The sequence below is a fragment of the Rhizobium sp. R693 genome, from assembly GCF_002211315.1.
GTDB lineage: Bacteria > Pseudomonadota > Alphaproteobacteria > Rhizobiales > Rhizobiaceae > Rhizobium.
The window spans coordinates 1-16723 of the sequence record NZ_LOKY01000016.1; the positions used below are offsets into that span (position 1 = coordinate 1).

General features: G+C 59.0%; 12 protein-coding genes and 4 pseudogenes. 6 read left to right on the forward strand and 10 right to left on the reverse strand.

The window, feature by feature from the left end:
- The 4 genes and pseudogenes from ATY79_RS15735 to ATY79_RS15750 form a co-directional block, all read left to right on the forward strand.
- Positions 1 to 781: pseudogene (locus tag ATY79_RS15735) on the forward strand (IS30 family transposase); the annotation flags it as partial.
- Between the two features lie 227 nt (positions 782 to 1008).
- Entirely contained in the window at positions 1009 to 1347 is a 339-nt protein-coding gene (locus ATY79_RS15740) for a helix-turn-helix transcriptional regulator (protein WP_088704326.1), read from the forward strand.
- A complete protein-coding gene (locus ATY79_RS15745; RefSeq protein ID WP_088704327.1) occupies positions 1337 to 2617 on the forward strand; it encodes a HipA domain-containing protein in 1281 nt (426 codons plus the stop codon). Before ATY79_RS15740 ends, ATY79_RS15745 begins: the two co-directional genes overlap by 11 nt.
- A 294-nt stretch (positions 2618 to 2911) precedes the next feature.
- Positions 2912 to 3061 (forward strand): annotated as a pseudogene (locus tag ATY79_RS15750) (MFS transporter); the annotation flags it as partial.
- A 62-nt stretch (positions 3062 to 3123) separates the two neighbouring features.
- Here ATY79_RS15750 and ATY79_RS15755 read toward each other — a convergent pair.
- From ATY79_RS15755 to ATY79_RS15775, 5 genes are all read right to left on the reverse strand, one after another.
- Positions 3124 to 4101 (reverse strand): ABC transporter ATP-binding protein, encoded by a 978-nt coding sequence (locus ATY79_RS15755; protein WP_088704328.1) that lies wholly within the window; start codon positions 4099 to 4101, stop codon positions 3124 to 3126.
- Between the two features lie 3 nt (positions 4102 to 4104).
- The gene (locus tag ATY79_RS15760; protein WP_088704329.1) at positions 4105 to 4929 is read right to left on the reverse strand and encodes a carbohydrate ABC transporter permease; all 825 of its coding nucleotides are present in this window, start codon (positions 4927 to 4929) and stop codon (positions 4105 to 4107) included.
- Complete coding sequence (locus ATY79_RS15765; RefSeq protein WP_088704330.1) at positions 4926 to 5786, reverse strand: sugar ABC transporter permease; 861 nt, start codon at positions 5784 to 5786, stop codon at positions 4926 to 4928. Before ATY79_RS15765 ends, ATY79_RS15760 begins: the two co-directional genes overlap by 4 nt.
- A gap of 59 nt (positions 5787 to 5845) precedes the next feature.
- On the reverse strand, positions 5846 to 7120 hold the full coding sequence (locus ATY79_RS15770) for an extracellular solute-binding protein (protein ID WP_088704331.1): 1275 nt from the start codon (positions 7118 to 7120) through the stop codon (positions 5846 to 5848).
- A 70-nt stretch (positions 7121 to 7190) separates the two neighbouring features.
- Positions 7191 to 9524 carry an alpha-L-rhamnosidase gene (locus tag ATY79_RS15775; RefSeq protein WP_088704332.1) on the reverse strand — a complete coding sequence of 778 codons (2334 nt, stop codon included), beginning with the start codon at positions 9522 to 9524 and terminating at the stop codon, positions 7191 to 7193.
- Positions 9525 to 9666: 142 nt separating this feature from the next.
- Here ATY79_RS15775 and ATY79_RS15780 point away from each other — a divergent pair, with 142 nt between their 5' ends.
- The gene (locus tag ATY79_RS15780) at positions 9667 to 10686 is read left to right on the forward strand and encodes a LacI family DNA-binding transcriptional regulator (protein ID WP_088704333.1); all 1020 of its coding nucleotides are present in this window, start codon (positions 9667 to 9669) and stop codon (positions 10684 to 10686) included.
- A gap of 356 nt (positions 10687 to 11042) precedes the next feature.
- Here ATY79_RS15780 and ATY79_RS15785 read toward each other — a convergent pair.
- Positions 11043 to 11289 (reverse strand): annotated as a pseudogene (locus tag ATY79_RS15785) (hypothetical protein); the annotation flags it as partial.
- 200 nt (positions 11290 to 11489) lie between these two features.
- On the opposite strand from ATY79_RS15785, the gene ATY79_RS15790 reads away from it, so the two are divergent.
- On the forward strand, positions 11490 to 12176 hold the full coding sequence (locus ATY79_RS15790) for a hypothetical protein (protein ID WP_088704334.1): 687 nt from the start codon (positions 11490 to 11492) through the stop codon (positions 12174 to 12176).
- Positions 12177 to 12536: 360 nt separating this feature from the next.
- Here ATY79_RS15790 and ATY79_RS15800 read toward each other — a convergent pair whose 3' ends face one another.
- The 4 genes and pseudogenes from ATY79_RS15800 to ATY79_RS15815 all read right to left on the reverse strand — a co-directional run bounded on the left by ATY79_RS15800 (position 12537) and on the right by ATY79_RS15815 (position 16289).
- Positions 12537 to 13577, reverse strand: a complete 1041-nt coding sequence (locus tag ATY79_RS15800) for a hypothetical protein (protein WP_088704384.1) — start codon at positions 13575 to 13577, stop codon at positions 12537 to 12539.
- 782 nt (positions 13578 to 14359) lie between these two features.
- Positions 14360 to 14803, reverse strand: coding sequence for a nuclear transport factor 2 family protein (locus ATY79_RS15805; RefSeq protein WP_088704335.1), 444 nt, complete (start codon positions 14801 to 14803; stop codon positions 14360 to 14362).
- 405 nt (positions 14804 to 15208) lie between these two features.
- Positions 15209 to 15541 (reverse strand): GYD domain-containing protein, encoded by a 333-nt coding sequence (locus tag ATY79_RS15810; protein WP_088704336.1) that lies wholly within the window; start codon positions 15539 to 15541, stop codon positions 15209 to 15211.
- Positions 15542 to 15877: 336 nt separating this feature from the next.
- Positions 15878 to 16289: pseudogene (locus ATY79_RS15815) on the reverse strand (GFA family protein).
- Between the last annotated feature and the right edge of the window lie 434 nt (positions 16290 to 16723).

Consider the following 16723-nt stretch of genomic DNA (forward strand, 5'->3'; position numbering starts at 1 on the left):
GGAAGCTGGCGCGCTTCTCTGACGTCAGACAATCTGTCATCGACCGGATCGTACACGGCTGGTCGCCACAGCAGATTGCAGGACGCATGCGCCTGGAACGCCATCCGATCTCTGTCAGCCACGAGACAATCTACAAGTTCGCATATTCGCCCGACGGCACGCCATCAAGCTGTGGCGGCACCTGCCGGAGCATCGTGCGCGACGCCGACCACGACATGCCCGACGCAAGCATGGTCAACGGTTTAGCCCGGAACTCAACATCTTGCGGCGCCCCGACACTGTTGCCGAGCGCAAGCAGTTTGGGCATTGGGAATGCGACCTGATCCAGTTTCGGAAAAAGTTCGGCAAGGCCAATGTGACGTCGCTGGTCGAGCGAGTCAGCCGCTTCGCGATCTTCCTGCGCAACAATGACCGTCAGTCCCGTCCTGTCATGGACGGCCTTGTTGAAGCACTGCAGGCCCTGCCCCACCTTGCTCGCCGTTTCATCACCTTCGACCGGGGGACGGAGTTCACTGACTGGCCGTATCTGCAAGCCAGCATCGGCGCCCAAACCTGGTTTTGTGATCCGCAATCGCCCTGGCAAAAAGGCACCGTCGAGAACACCAATGGCCGGGTCCGGAAATGGCTTTCGAGAGAGGTCGATCCACTGTCCGTGACCGACGCCGACCTGATCGACATCTGCAATCGGCTCAATGATACGCCACGCAAATGTCTTGGCTATCGAACGCCCGCGGAGGTCTTCCGCAAGAAACCGCTCGCCCAGATGCGGTATGCAGGTTAGCTTGACCAAGCCCGCAAGTCGCGGTTCAGCATGAACTCACAATATCGCGTTCGTGCATTTCGCTTATAGGTATGGCTCATCGATGGACTATTATTGAACCATAAGGCCTCTCTATGATCCATATATGAAACATTGTTCGGCCCACGGGTTGACGCTGGCGGCACTTCGACGTATTTGATCCATAAATCGCCCACAAACCGCATTTGTGAGCTCTTTATGGTACAACCATGGCAAAACCGGAAACAAGAGCCTATTCCTCCTACAGCCGTGATGCGCTGCTTCTGCTTGCGCAGATGATCCGGCGTGCCCGCATCGAACGAAAACTGACGGCGCAGGAGCTGGCGGATCGGGCAGGAATCTCCCGCGGGCTCCTTCAAAGGATTGAGCGCGGAGATCCCGGCTGCGCAATTGGTGCGGTCTTCGAAACCGCTGCGATTGTCGGCGTGCGCCTCTTTGACGCCGATCAGCCGACGATGGCTACACAGATCTCAGCCCACGGCTCCACCCTCGCCCTCTTGCCGAAATCCGTTCGTCACAGCGTCGCAAAGGTAAAAGATGACTTCTGACCAGCGGTATATTGAGGCTTACGTCTGGGTCTGGTTGCCGGGACAGTCCGAGCCGGTCGTAGCCGGTCGCCTTGCTCGCGAAGGCGAAAATCTCCTTTTCAACTACGGTCGCAGCTATCTTGGGCGAAGGGATGCGATTTCGCTCTATGAACCGGAGCTGCCGCTCCGCTCGGGTATCCTTCCCCTGCTACCCGGCCTGTCGATGCCCAACTGCCTGAGGGACGCGGCACCGGATGCGTGGGGCCGGCGCGTCATTATCAATCGACGCCTGGGGGCAAAGGCGCGCGACGCGGATCCAGCCGATCTCGACGAGCTGACTTATCTTCTCGAGTCCGGCTCAGACCGGGTTGGATCTCTCGACTTTCAGCTTTCGGCATCCAACTATGTGCCGCGCGCGGCTGCATCGGCGCCTTTGGCGGAGCTTCTCGATGCCGCGCGTCTGGTCGAGGAAGGTGTGCCTTTGACGCCCGACCTCGACGCAGCCCTTCTGCACGGTAGCTCGATCGGCGGCGCGCGGCCGAAGGCTCTGATCGATGACGGCGACCAGAAATACATCGCGAAGTTTTCCGCACAGACCGATCTCTACAGTGTCGTGAAGGCAGAGTTCATCGCGATGCGCTTGGCGGCAATAGCAGGACTAAACGTCGCTCCAGTCCGGCTCGCGCACGTTGCCGGCAAGGATGTCCTGTTGATCGAGCGCTTCGACCGTCAAAGGACGGACGGCAAGTGGGCGCGCCTTGCGATGGTGTCAGCCCTCACGCTGCTCGGGCTTGACGAGATGATGGCCCGATACGCGAGCTACGAGGAGCTGGCGACGGTCATCAGGCACCGTTTCACGGAACCGAAAGCGACATTGCGCGAGCTTTTTTCCCGTCTCGTTTTCAATGTGCTGTGCGGCAATACCGACGATCACGCGCGCAATCACGCCGCTTTCTGGAATGGCAAGGCTCTCTCGTTGACCCCGGCCTATGACATTTGTCCACAGGGACGGACCGGTCAGGAGGCAAGCCAGGCGATGCTGATCGACGGAAATCGACGTTCGAGCCAGTTGGTAACCTGTGTCGATGCGGCGCCAAGTTTCCTGATACCGCGGGACGAGGCAATCGCAATTGCCGCAGAGCAAATCAAAGTCATTCGCGACAAGTGGGATTCCGTATGCACCGAGGCGGCGCTGACCGAGGTCGATAAAGGTCTGTTTTGGCGACGGCAGTTTCTCAACGATTTTGTATTCGAGGGGGCACCGGACGCTTTGAAAGACCTTATTGGCTGAGCTGAATGGCGCGGCGCAGGCCGCAGCCGGCGCGAATTCCAGACGATCGCAAAATCGTACTTGCTCACCCTCCAGATCGCGCGATCAGACCCTTCTCCTCCTGTCGATTTCCGATGGCTCATGGACCCCAAGGTCGCGCCATGCAAGCCGCGATTGCTGGTTCTCCTGTCTCAGCACATCATGCGCTGTGCGGCCGATGCCGGCGCTGCTACCGCCCTTTGGGACCAGGCTACAGATCTAAATTTTTCCAAGCGCTCCTGTGAACCGTATGACAGCGACGGGCGGTGAACGACCTTGCCGGCGTTCATCCTCTCGATCATCGCCGGGGCCGTCGCAGACAATTTCAGCCGGCGATCGGTCATGATCGCCGGCCTGTCTCTGATCGCGATCGCTTCGATCGTGCCGGCGATCTCTGCCGGCTTTGGCTTCGTCAGTCCCTGGCTCACCGCCCGCTCGATGGGCTCGTTCCTGTTGATGTCCGGCCAGCGGCCCCCGTCGCTCTACCGTCAAAACCTATGTTCCTTTCCTTGAACAGGTGAAGCAAAGAGCGTCTGGCCAAACGACAAGGGCCGGTCGCCATCGGTCCTGGCAACCAGAGACGGCAGGCGCTCAGCGTCAAGGAAGACCACGGTGTCGGCGCCGAGCCTTTCGATATGCCTGACGGTTCCACGCCATTTGCCCTCGCTTTCCGAAAGCGTAATGTGCTCAGGCCGAATGCCGTAGGTCTTGCAGCCCTCTTTCTCTGCGACTTCCCCCTCGAAGAGGTTCATCTTCGGTGAGCCGATGAAGCCGGCGACGAAGGGCGTTGCCGGCTTATTGTAAAGTGTCATCGGACTGCCGATCTGCTCTACCTTGCCCCCGTTTAGCACAACGATCTTGTCGGCCATCGTCATGGCTTCGACCTGGTCGTGCGTGACGTAGATCATCGTGGCGCCGAGTTTCGCGTGCAGTTCCGTGAGCTCGAGGCGCATCTGCGAGCGCAGCGAGGCATCGAGGTTCGAAAGCGGTTCATCGAACAGGAACACCTGCGGATTGCGGATGATGGCACGACCGATCGCAACGCGCTGGCGCTGGCCGCCCGAGAGGGCCTTGGGCTTCCGATCGAGTAGATGCGAGAGCTGGAGAATGTCCGCTGTCTGTTTCACCTTCTCGGCGATTTCGGCCTTCGGGCGGCGCGCGAGTGAAAGTCCAAAGCCGATATTCTCGCCCACCGTCAGATGCGGATAGAGCGCATAGGACTGGAAGACCATGGCAATGCCGCGCTGGGACGGTTCAGCTTGCGTGACATCCTTGCCGCCGATGAGAATCTTGCCGGACGTGGACGTTTCAAGGCCCGAGATAATGCGCAACAGCGTTGATTTTCCGCAGCCGGACGGGCCGACAAAGACGCAGAACTCGCCCGCCTCGATCGTCAGATCGACGCCCTTTATCACCTCGAGGCTGCCAAAGCTCTTGCGGACATCTTCAAGAACGACTGATGTCATGACTTATCCCTTCACGGCGCCGGCAGTCATGCCTGCCACGATCTGCCGGTTGAAAAATACGAAAACGATGAGAGGCGGAATGGTGACCAGCAGGATGTTCATGAAGAGGAGATTGAACTGAGTCTGGAACTGCCCCTGGAAGTTATAGAGCGTCAGCTGCACCGTCACGTTCTCGCGACCCGGCAGGTAATAGAGCGGGTTCGTGAAGTCGTTGAAGATCGCAATCGACTGCACGACGATGACGGTCACCGTGACGGGTTTGAGCAACGGCAGCACGACCCGGAAGAAGATTTGCAGGGGCTTTGCGCCGTCGATGATGGCGGCTTCATCGAGATCGCGTGGAATGGTGGCGATGAAGCTGCGGAACAGCAACACGGTGAAGGCCAGACCATAGGCAACCTGAATGAGGATCATCCCCGAGATTGTCTTGAACAAACCGAGCGATTGCAGCACCCATATGGTCGGTACGACGGCCGGCGGGATCATCAGGCCGGCAAGGACCGCACCGTAGATCACCGCATTCCAACGCGAGGGCCGGCGTTGCAGCACATAGCCAACCATGGCGCCGAATAGCACGAGCAGCGTGACCGCGACCACGGTGATGACGGTCGAATTGAAATAAGCGAGCAGCAGCATGTAGTTGCGGGTCTGCACAACCTCCATGAAGTTCTGCCAGAGATGCCATTCCCGAGGCAGGCTGAAGGTCAGCGACGCAGCATCCTGCTTGGTCTTGGCGGCTGTGATGAAGATAAAGAGGAAGGGCAGCACGAAGATCACGCCGCAGGCCAGAAGAGCGGTGGTACCGGTGTAAAGCTGACGGCGGTTCATAGATCCACCTCCTTGCGGTTGAACCACGCCGTCATCGGCAGCACGATCAAGCCAATCAGGAGAAACAGGATGACGTTGCCGGCTGTCGAGAGGCCATAGAAGCCAGCCTGGTATTGCTTGTAGATGACGCTCGCCAGCACGTCCGAGGAAAAGCCCGGACCGCCGCGGGTCATAGCCCATATCAAGTCGAAGCTGCGCAAGCCGCCGATAAGCGACAACGTGACGACGGTAACGGTGGCCGGCTTCACCAGCGGCACGGTAACCCGGAAGAACATCTGCCGACGGGTCGCGCCGTCGATCCTTGCGGCCTCGTAGTAATCGGGGCTGATCGAGGCGAGTCCGGCGATATAGATCACCGTGGCCAGTCCGATCCCTTTCCAGAGGTCGACGAATACGATCGAATAGAGCGCCAGCGCCGGATCCGTGAGCCAGCCCGGACCATGAATTCCAATCGCAGCCAGGGCGACGTTGATGATCCCGCGCGTTGGATGCATGAGCACGGAAAAGGTGATCCCGACGCCGATGGTCGAGACGAGAACGGGAAAGAAGATCACCGTTCGAAGCAGACCCTGCGCCCATATGCCCGATGTCAGCAGAACGGCGAGGAGCAGTCCGAGCACTGTCTTCGTACCGGATGTCAGGATGGCGTAGATGACCGTGTTTATCAGCCCCTGGATCAGGAAGGGCTCGCGGAAGAACTGTCGGTAGTTTTCAAACCCGATGAACTGCGTGCTGAAAAGGTCCCAGCGTGTCAGGCTGAACCAGAACGAGGCGATCGTCGGGGCGAGAAAGAGGACCGTGAACACGACTGCGGCCGGCAGCACGAACCAGTAGGGATAAGGCGATTTGCGGGTCATGGGGATACCTTGAAGCTTCCCCCACCCGGCCGAGGCCAGGCGGGGGACCGGCTGGGAGGTTACCAGTTCGGCAGGCCGAGCTGCTTGGCCTGCTTCTCGACATCCTGGTCGTAAAGGGCGGCGGCGTCTTTCGCCGAGCGAATGCCCGTTCCGACTTCTACGGTGATCTGTTCCAGTGCTGGTCCCTTGACCGGCGACAGGAATTCAAGGGCAGGTCCGGTGCGGCCTTCCGTCTCGAAGTAGGGGAGCATGTCAGCCACAACCGGCGGGATATCCTTCGGAAGCTCGCATCCCTTCACTAGATAGGGTCCCGATGGTGCCGCCTCGGCCATCAAATCGCAAGCTTCCTTCGATCCGACGAAGTCCAGAAACTTTTTGGCCTCCTCGAGATTCTGGGACTTCGCGGAAACGTAAAGCGCTGCCGGCATCCACACCGTCAGGCCGTTCTTGCTGGCGTCTGCTCCAGGCTGGGCAAAGAAGCCCAGGTCCTTGAGGTTGTCAGGGAAGTTCTGCTGAACGTTGCCGATCCCGAAGGTCAGGTTCGGGTAGTGCGCAGCTTCGCCGGTCGCGACCATGCGCATTCCATCGTCGAAGGTTGCAGCACCGAAATCGGCGTTGAACAGCCCTGCCTTGGCCACCTCTTCGAGGTGTTCGAAGCCGCGCAGGGCTGCCGGTGTGTTGGCATACTTGATCTTGTTTGCGGTGTAGTCGGCCGCAAAATTCGGAACCTCGGCCTGGACATTGTAGAAGTCGGCGAGGACGAACAATTGCGATGTCCACGTCGTACCGTAGGTTTGCGCGACAGCAACCTTGCCGGCCGCCTTGATCTTCTCGTTGTTGGCCATGAACTCAGCCCAGGTCTTGGGCGTGTTCAGGCCGAGTTCGGCGTAGATCTTGCGATTGTAGAAGATGCCACCACCCATGGCCGGACCGAACGGGATCCCGCGCACGTGACCGTCCGGGCTGGTAACGACCTTCTTAAAGCTATCAAGAATTCCGGCTTCGGAAGGCAGGTCGGAAAGATCAGCGATCGTTTCCTGTGGCTTCAGCGCCTGGAAGAGCGATCCGCTGTTGTATTGGAAAATATCCGCCATTTCGCCGGTTGCAAGGCGCGTCTTGACGATGTTATCGCCTTCCGATCCACCGGCGCGCTGCTCGACGTCGAAGGTCACATCCGGATGTTTTTCCGTGTAGGCCTTGGAGACGGCGTCGAACGAGGCAATAGACTCGGGATTCGTGTCGATCTGGACACTGAGCGTCACGTCGGCATGAGCGACGCTGGCTGCAAGCGACATCATGGTTGCGGCAAGGATGCTGCACTTCGTCATTCTCATAGTCGTTTTCTCCTCTTGAAGACCGGAATGATTTGGCTGCGCGCCTGCGGACTTGTCCGCAGGCTACCTGTCAAATGGTAAACGTGATCGTATGCTCTCCCTGGCCGAGCTTAAGCTCTTGTGCTGGTTCGACCACCTTACCGTCTGCTGTCAACTGCTTGCGGTCATCGCTTCCCTTCAGGCGCGCGGTGACCCCTTCGGGCAAGGACAGGCGGCAAGTGACATTGCTGCCTTCCACCGACCATCCGGCCTCGATGCGCCCGAAGCGCGTATCGTGCCATGCCGAGACCGGCGAGAGCGTGGGCAGTATCGCCGGATCAAAGGCGATCTCTTCGAAGCCCGGCTTGTCCTCCAGCGGCTTGATGCCGGCGACATCCTCGAACAGCCACTGGCAGACGGCTCCATAGGCATAGTGGTTGTAGCTGTTCATGTCGGGATCGTAGATCGTGCCGTCCTCGGCAAGTGCGTCCCATCGCTCCCAGATGGACGTTGCGCCGCGCTCGACCTGATACAGCCAGCCGGGAACCTTGCGGTTGAGGAACATCTTCTCCGCCAGGTCCAGCATGCCGAGCCGGGTAAGGGCCGGCAGCAGGGCTGGGGTGCCGATGAAGCCAGTTCCGATGACGCCGTCAGTTTCCTCGGAGACCCTGCGGAAATAGGCGCGTCCGGCCTCTTCGTATTCCGCTGGAACCAGGCCGTAAAGGAACGCAAGAGCCCACGAGGTCTGGTCGTTGTGAGCGATGCGGCCCGATGGCGAGAAGAACTCGTTCTTGAATGCCGACCTGATCGCCCGGGCACGGCCATCGAGGCGAGTGGCGTCGGACTTCTTGCCGAGGATACCGGCAATCTTGGCCGTCAGCTCGGTCGAAATGAAGTGATAGAGCGTTGCGGCACAATCGTCGGCAACGGTCGGGCGCGGCTTACGGTTGTCGCCGACCGGCTGCAGCCAGTCGCCGAAGGTAAAGCCAAGCTCACCCCAGACTGCGGGCGGGCGGATGATCGGACCGTCGGAGATGCCCCAGAGATAGTCCAGCCACCGCAGCATGGCGGGGAAGCATTCTTCCAGGACCGACACGTCGCCGTAGTGCAGGTAGAGCTGCCACGGGATGATGACGATCGCATCGCCCCAACCTGTGGAGCCTGCCCAGTCGCCCCGCCCATTGATCGGGTGAAGCCGGGTCGGGTCGGGTGAGAAATGCGAAACCGCACCGTCTGGGCGCTGGTCGTGCATGACGTCACGAAGGAATTTCTTCAAAAACGAACCGCTGTCGGCCAGCCAGCAAGCCGTTCCGGCGAAGACCTGCGCGTCGCCGGTCCAGCCAAGTCGCTCATCGCGTTGCGGGCAGTCCGTTGGGATCTCGATGAAGTTCGACCGCTGCGACCAGATGGTGTTCTCGATGAGCTTGTTCACGGCATCGACCCCCGACGTGAACCCGCCTGCGGCCACCGGTACGGACGAGATCGGCACCATGGCGATGCTGACCAACTCCGCCCGTCCCGTGATGGTGATGCGTGCGTAGCGGAATCCCATGAAGGTGAAGATCGGAGCGTAAACTTCCTCGCCCTCACCGGCCAGCGTGTAGATGAGTTCGGCGCGGGCGCTGCGATAATTGCGGTTGTCGAAGAAGCGATCGGGTCCAAGGACCTCGGAATGTTCGACCCGAACGGTGGCTCCAGCGTCGCCTTTCAGGCGAAGTCGGATATAAGCCCCGGCGTTCTGCCCGAAGTCATAGACGGTCCGGCCATCGGCCTCGACCCACTGATCAAGAGGCGCGCGTTCGGCAAGTTCCTTGACGGCTTTCGTCTCGTGGGGGACAAGCAACTGCCTGTCGAAGGCAAGGATCTCAACGCCGCTGGTATCGTGCGGGCGGATCCGGGCGTCGAAGTCCTCTCCGAAGTAAATGCCGTTTCGGGTGACGGATGTAAATCCGCTAGTCCAGCGTTCGTCGGTTTTTAGGAGTGCCTTTCCATCGGCGCTGATTTCCGCGATCGCCGCCGTACGGTGGCCCCAGCAATTGAATACGGGGTTCAATGCCCACATCAGCTGGCTGCGATACCATCCATCGCCGAGCCATATCTCAATCCGGTTGCTGCCTGGCCGCAGCGCATCGCCGATGTCATAGGCCTGGTAGGCGATCCGGGCGTCATAGCAGGTCCAGCCGGGGGTCAGGAGGTCATCGCCGATGCGCTGTCCGTTGATGTAGGCGCGGTAGAGGCCAAGTGCGGAAATACGCAAGGTTGCCGAGGACGGCACGGCGTCGAGCTCGAATTCGCGGGCAATGAACGTGCCGGCCGTGCCCTGGCCGGCATCGCACTGCGGCGCAATCATCGATGCAGAAAACTGAAATAGTGAGCCACCAGCGCCGTTGTCCGCAGCATCGCTGTGGCCAGTCACGATCTTCATCACGAACCCCCCTCGATCACCGCTCAGCCGGAAGATCTATCCTTTTGTGTATCGTTCTATGTATATCATTCTACATTCCAGATTGCCGTGCAAGCATTTTGTGCGTATAGTTTTTCGGACCCGGGGATAGAGACATTTAAGAATGAAAAATCAGCTTGTTACCGCGACACAAGAGCGGATCACGATCCGCCATGTGGCACAGGACGCCGGTGTTTCCGTCGCGGCAGTGTCCAAAGTTCTCCGTAACGCATACGGTGTCAGCGAGGCCCTTCGAAACAAGGTCGAAGCCTCGATCGAGAAGCTGAACTACCGGCCATCGGTCGCAGCTCGCGGTATGCGTGGGCGCACCTATACGATTGGTATCCTCGTAATCGAACTGTCGAACCCGTTTCTTGCGGGCGTGATCGAGAGCGCCATTACGACGTTGTCGGAAAACGGCTACAAGTCGCTGATTGGTATCGGTCGTTCGGCAAGCCCGATCGAGGCTTCGATGATCGAGTCGATGATCGACAACCGGATGGATGGTGTATTGATCATTGCACCACGCATCTCCGGAAAGGTGCTGGAGCGTTATTCGCGCCAGATTCCAATCACCGTAATCGCCCATCACGAGCCGCACGCGCAAACCTACGACACCGTCAATTCCGACGATCGCAAGGGGGCCGCGCTCGCAGTCGAGGCCGCAGTGAGCCAAGGCTACCAGGATATAGCGATGCTGGGTTACGACCTTCTCGATTCCCCGTCGACTGTCGTCGCACTTCAACGCGAGATGGGCTACCTGGAGGCCATGAAACAGGCTGGGCTGGAGAGCCGGATTATCCGATTGCCGCCCGTTGCCGAAAACCGCGAAGCTGCGATTAGACAGTTTCTCACGGCGGCCGATCGCCCGAAAGCGGTCTTCGTCTGGTCGGATCTCGACGCCGTGCCATTGATCAACGCTGCCAGAACCAGCGGGATCCGGGTTCCGGAGGATCTCGCCATCATCGGTTACGACAACTCGCCGATGGCCGCCATTCCGCTCGTGGGACTAACGAGCGTGGACCAAAATGCGGAGCAGCTTGGGCTAACGGCGTCCGAAGTGCTGATGGCGCGCATCGACGGGCGCCAGGAAGCACAGCATCTGTTGATCGAGCCGCACGTCAAACTTCGAGGAAGCGTGTAAGCCATTGTACGCTTCGAAAATGTCGCTTGCCGCGAGCTTTCCATGCCAATGTTCACATCGGTGGTTTTATGTGAGGATGAACCTCTCCTAAAGCTCGCGTCATCCACCTCGTAACCTAAGGCGATTGCGGCCGCGGCAGGGACGGATATCTCCAAGAGGGCCAAGATTGAGGCCCTTGAGCGTTTTAATCCCGAGGTCTTATGTGTGAAGTCGATCGGCTTAGCCGTCTACCGCAAATCATCACGATCATTGGTCAGCTCGAGGTCCGCTGTGCCGACGGTTCGCCACAGTCGGCGTAGTGGCGCGGAATCACCGTCGACGAAGCCCATGCAACAACGTTGCCCCGTGGTGCGAGCTTACGAGTTGATGTTAGGGCGGTCGACACACTCGGCCCGCTCGCCGCGCTGCGGTGCCAGCGATCTCGCGATATCGACAATGTCATTGCGGCAAGCGGTCGGGTCTTCCCTTGTTCCAGGCAATGCCAAGCCCGATCCTGAAGTCGACCCCCCTCACCCTCTTCAGTTCAAAGGCGCGATTGGGAAGATCGAGCGTTCATTCCGGCGCAAAGCCGATGTCAAGACCCGTAGAGACAAGCGATACCAGCGGCGCTCGACCCATGGGGAGCGCCCGAACCATCCCGCGGCGGATCGCTCGGAGCCGGGAGGCGACCATCGCGACCGCAAGGGTCGCTTCCCGAAACCTGAGTTTCCGTCCGAATGCTTCGCCACGAACCTTGGCCAAGCCCCGGAACTTTCGCCTCATCCGATCGTTGGCAAAGCAATACGAACGTGGAGGAGAATTCAATGAACAGCTCTGACAACGACCGCGCTCCGGTATTCTCGGGAAATCGCGCAAAAAGCACGCTTACCGCTTTCTATGACAGCCGAAGCAAAGCTGAAGCGGCGATCGACAAGCTGAGGGCCGCAGGCGTCGCCGAGGTCCGCCTGATGCCGGGGTACGAGGCAGATACCGATGGAGCACCTGCCCCTAAACACGCAACCTTCTGGGCCGGCCTCGAAGATTGGCTCTTCCCGGACGACGACCGGAATGTCTACGCGGAAGGTCTTCGCCGCGGCGGCTTGCTTGTCTCCGCTTCCGTTGACGATGCCACCTACGACACCGCGCACGGCATCCTGGATGAGGAAGGAGCAATCGACATGGACGAGCGTGCCGACCTCTGGAGGGCGGAAGGCTGGGGTTCCCCTGACCAGACGACTATCGCGTCTCGCGACGACGTCTTCCAGGCGGATGTGGCCGCAGGGGCCGCAACCGGAGTTGGTCGCTATACGCGAAATCTCGGATCTCCGTCCCCGCGCGTACGCTCTTACGACCTGACCAGGGATCTGCCTGACGACGTTGTCGACGACATTGTGCCGACCGGTCATCAGCGCGACGTGTCGGAAGGCGACCGTCGTGCGGAAGGCGGACTGTCTCAGAGCCAGTCGATTGATGATCTGAGACAGAAGCAGAGCTTTCCAGGGGGAAGATGACTTCGAGGCGGTGTGTCAGCCCGACGCGTCCGTCACGACCCGACAGGTGAGGAGGAGAAGGGCGACGAAAAGAATTGCGCAGCGCGGGCTCGCGGTGGCGCGCCGAAAGCAAGCCCCAATCAATCGATGGCTGACCACTGCCTTTCGCAGCAACGGGCGATGCTGTCGGTGTTTTCCTGATTGGCGTCGCGATTTCGGAGCACCTTCGATGGGCGACAAGGAAGGTCAAGTAACCGTCGCCAAGGGTAGGGTGCAGGCCATTCAGAACGCTATTCTAAGCAAGAACTGCGCGGGGTTCGTAGCGCGGCTTAGGTTTGATGGCGGCGTTGTGTCGCGATGAGTATCCTTCGCAAGCCCGCCTTACGGCCTCAAGCATTTGCAAATGACAGTCGAACCGCGCACCGAACAGGACGGGTCTTTCACAGGTGTCCACTGCGATAATTCTCCAGAGAAGGTGGCTTTCAGGAAGTCCCGAATTTCATCCTGAACAGGACTGACGTCGCGTGGGATGCTGAAGCAACTCCTCCCAATTTGACCAGATGTGAAGCCCAGATGGTCAAACGTGGTCCAGCCTACGGCCTTTTGGAGAAGGGTGTCTCCCTTAAATGCTGGCGAAAGGACGGCGGTTTCAATCTTCCGCAACCTCGCAGGATCCTCGTTGCAAAACCAGATTGGATTGTCTTCCTGCCAGCTCTCCACGGTGCAATTGGCCCCGGCGTATACGCTCGTAATGGTATTTCCCCATGCATCGGCCTCATTGACATCAATGATTTTAAGAAGATCCGGCCAAGTGGCCTCCAAGCCCGTGTCGAAAACTCGAACCATCTTGAGCGTCCCGTTGCGAAACTCTCCCTTCAGGTCAATCCCATCGGCGGCCAACTCGTCAACGATGGAGCGAAAGTCTGGGTATGGAAGCCCGTTAACGGAAAGGAGACTTATGTTCTCTTTCACCCCACGGATATGTTCGAAGTTCTTACTCCTTAGCGCTCTTATGATCCGAACTGTAGATTCAGCACCGCGTTTTTTTACTCCGCCGACGGTGACAGCATAAGCACTCGAGGAGCGACCAGCGAAATAGTCCCATCCCTCTTGATCAGCGCCGTTGTCCATCAGCAGGTCAATCAAACGATCATCAGCCTGCGCCAGCAGCGCTTCCTTCACAAAGCTCCGCTTGAACCGCCCATCGGCATATCCATTTCCGTCGACATTCCCGCGACGTAAGATAGTGCGAGCGCTAACAAAGTCGTTCTGCCCTATGGCAGCCATCAAGGCGCGACCATCATCGGTAACAGGATCTGCGATCGCAGCCTTTGGCAATCCGCAACCAAGAACGAACGCCACCAGCGTCATCGCGATGAAATGCGGCCGCCGTCGCGTGATACGTCGAGGAGTGACAATCATGTGCTCACCTTTGAACCCGACTGAGGCGTACTTTCCGCCCTCGCTGCAAGCCAACTCGGCCTCGCACTTGGGAATGGCGCGGGTCTTCTTTCGGACCTTCCAGTGGCGGTCGCCCAGTGGCATATCTAACCAGCGCCACTATGGAAAGCACGACCCAAAGGGCGCTGTTGGGCTTGAGGCTATGATCCCTCACTCGGCTAGATGCGGCTAGTGCGGATGGAGCCGAACGGCGACTGTTTTCCTCATCGCGATGGCAAGCGGATCATTGAATATCTCCAAGGCGCGCTTTGCTTGGTCCGGAAACAACCAGCTGTCGTCGATCCGCCAGAATTGACAGAACAGCTCGTCGAAGTCACGCCGCCTTATCCAACGTATGGTTTCGCGCTCCGCTCAAGCCCTGCCGTACCCATCAGTGACTCTTCTTCGTCAGGTCGCGTTCTGCCATTCGACGGCGCTAACGGCCGTTGATCTCATCGAGAGATCGGATGCGCGTGGCACGTTTCGCTATGATTTGCCGCTGCACATCGAAGGCCCGCGACATTGCCGAAAAGCGAAGCGGCGGGAAAAACCGTTGTCGAGCGGTAAGGACACCCATTGTAGAGAGCTTGGCGTCTCGCCCGGCTCGGAAGTAGGCAACCGGGTCGCCGCGATCACCATCGAGCTCTATCAACAAGGTGTCCGACAGGTACCCCAGTTGCAGCCGATCGTGGGTGCACTATTGAGGCAACAACGTTTGCTGCGAGAATCCGACAGATTTTCCAATTGTCCTAGCTTGTGATCGCTTACGGTATCAAATCCAGAAGTGCCTGACCGCTCCCGTCCATTGCAAAAGGAACGGACTCGTGCTGATGAGCCACCATCCATCGCCCATCTCGCTTCACGAGACCTAGCGTCTGTCGGAACCAGAGATCCACCTGCGCTCCGTCTGTCTTCGTACCCGTCATATTCACGAGGCCGCTCCAGAACGCTACGTCTCCGCCGATCGTTAACTTGGCATCCTGAACATCGCCACCGATCGGACCGCTCCAGGTATTGAACCACGCCTGAAGCCCCGCCTCATCCTTGCCGTGATAAACGAGTGGTGGCGCCAGCGAGAATTCGACACAATCTTCGGTGTCGTAGGACAGTGCATTTTTGGATTGCTTTTCTCCGATTGCAGTCGCCCGCATCATCAGCATGGCGATGATCGCCTCTTCCTCGGCATCTTGAACACGTTCCTCGGTCATCGCGGATCCTCCTGTTCCTCGCGAAGGACGAACGAGGCGGCGGCGAGCCGACACAGCTGATGGAAAAATTTCAGTTCAGAGCTAGGATCACGACATTCCCTTGACCCCAACCGAGAACGCCGACATGCTTGTCACGCACTGCCTTCGCGTATCCCGCGGTGCCGCGTGGATCTTGTCTGTGCCTTGCGAGGGTTCCTTCCCCTAAAGTTCAGTTTTTCGGCCACAAGGATTCGATAATCCTGCATTCGGCCGTGATGGGCTGGAATTAGACGCTCGGGCTATATTAACCGCACCAGCGAAGCGCATGCACTGACCGCGCGCTCGAACGCGGCCTCATTGCGTAACACATCGTTTCTGGCAGCGGAGGTTCGATCCGCTGCCAGAAATGTTTCAACCAGGGTCTGCTTATTTTGCCGGGGACTTGTAGGAAGACGCGATTGTACCCGCCTTCTCTTGGGCGGCCTTGAATTCCGCGCCCGTGTAGGCTCGCACGGTTTTGACATTCGATACGGCTCCCGATGCACTGACGACGAGAAGTGCGGGGATCAGGTCAGCACCATCGTCGAATTCCGTGATTGCCATCCAGTCGGTTTCGCCGGTCGTGAGGTAGAAAGAATGCAGTTTCCCGCCCGCTGCTTCCATGATGCCACGGGCCGCCTTTTCTCGGTTCGATGGATGGTCAATCATTCCTTTCGATGACGTGGCTGTATAGCACCCTGTGGTTACGAATAGTGGCATGGGACATCCTCCCTCGATCATTCGGAAGATCGTGTGATCTGCCGAATGCTCACTATCTCAAAAAACTTGGCGTTAGACGAGCGTCGGACCGCAGAGCGATATATTGGTCGCCGCCTACCTCGGCGCCGTCACGGGGCCTGGCCCCCCGGTGGCCTGCTTCTCTTTGTAAGCAAGCACGGTTTTGCTGAGGTAAAGGTTATGACGTCCGAGGAACTGATTGACGTCATCGAGGCGATCACATCCCTGGAGCAAGAGCGGGACCAGCCGCCGCCCCGCCATTCAAGGGGCTCCCGCTGGGACTTTAACCCGCCTTGCTGAGATGACCAATGCCCCACCCTAGTCTTGGCGGGGTGGAAGACGTTCGAGATGCTCGACCGTGTCGGCAAGCTGCACCCACGGATGTTTCGATTGCTCGAAGACTGACATGGAGGGCGGCGCATAGGCCGGGTCGGCGAATGAACCGACCGCCACACCGATCCAGGTCCGCGCGGCCTCGACCCTTCCAATAGACGGTCGAACCGCAAGTCGGGCAAAAGTGCATTTGAACCTTGCTGCCGCTGTCGGCGGTGCGAATGAACTCCGTCGACGCTCCGGAGATTTCGACACAATCAATGGCGTAGAACGCGTTGGCGCTGAACGGTGCGCCCGCTCTTCGCTGACACGCAAAACAGTGACAGAGCGCCGTCAACAGAGGCGGTCCATTAATGGTCAGTCTGAGAGCGCCACAGGCGCATTGAGCATCGGTCATGGAAACTCCTTCCGCGTACGCGGCGAGATCAAGTTGAGTTGTGGGGGCTGAGCGGAGGCACGAACTGCAAGTCAAGGCAGGTGTGAGCTCACCATCGAGATACTGTGTGAGAACCGATGCACGTTCAGCGTTCTGGCTCTAGGTCAGCATGGCGACAAGTCGCGCCAGATCCTTCCGAAAATCGCCGGAAGCGAAGTAAGCCTCTGCTCTGGCGATAGCAGAGGGGAAGGCAACAGCGATAGCGAGCATCCTACGTCTCGCTACCCCCGTCCTCTGCCCGGGCGCTATTGCATCGTACTAGCTCGGTCGTTTGCTACTCAGACTACCGGTGTACTCTCGACCCCGCACTGGAGTCCGGTGCCCAAGAAGCAACATTACGCCTCATGCCTGTCTCCTAATCAGCCACGGTTCGGCGTCAACGAAACCGAGAATTC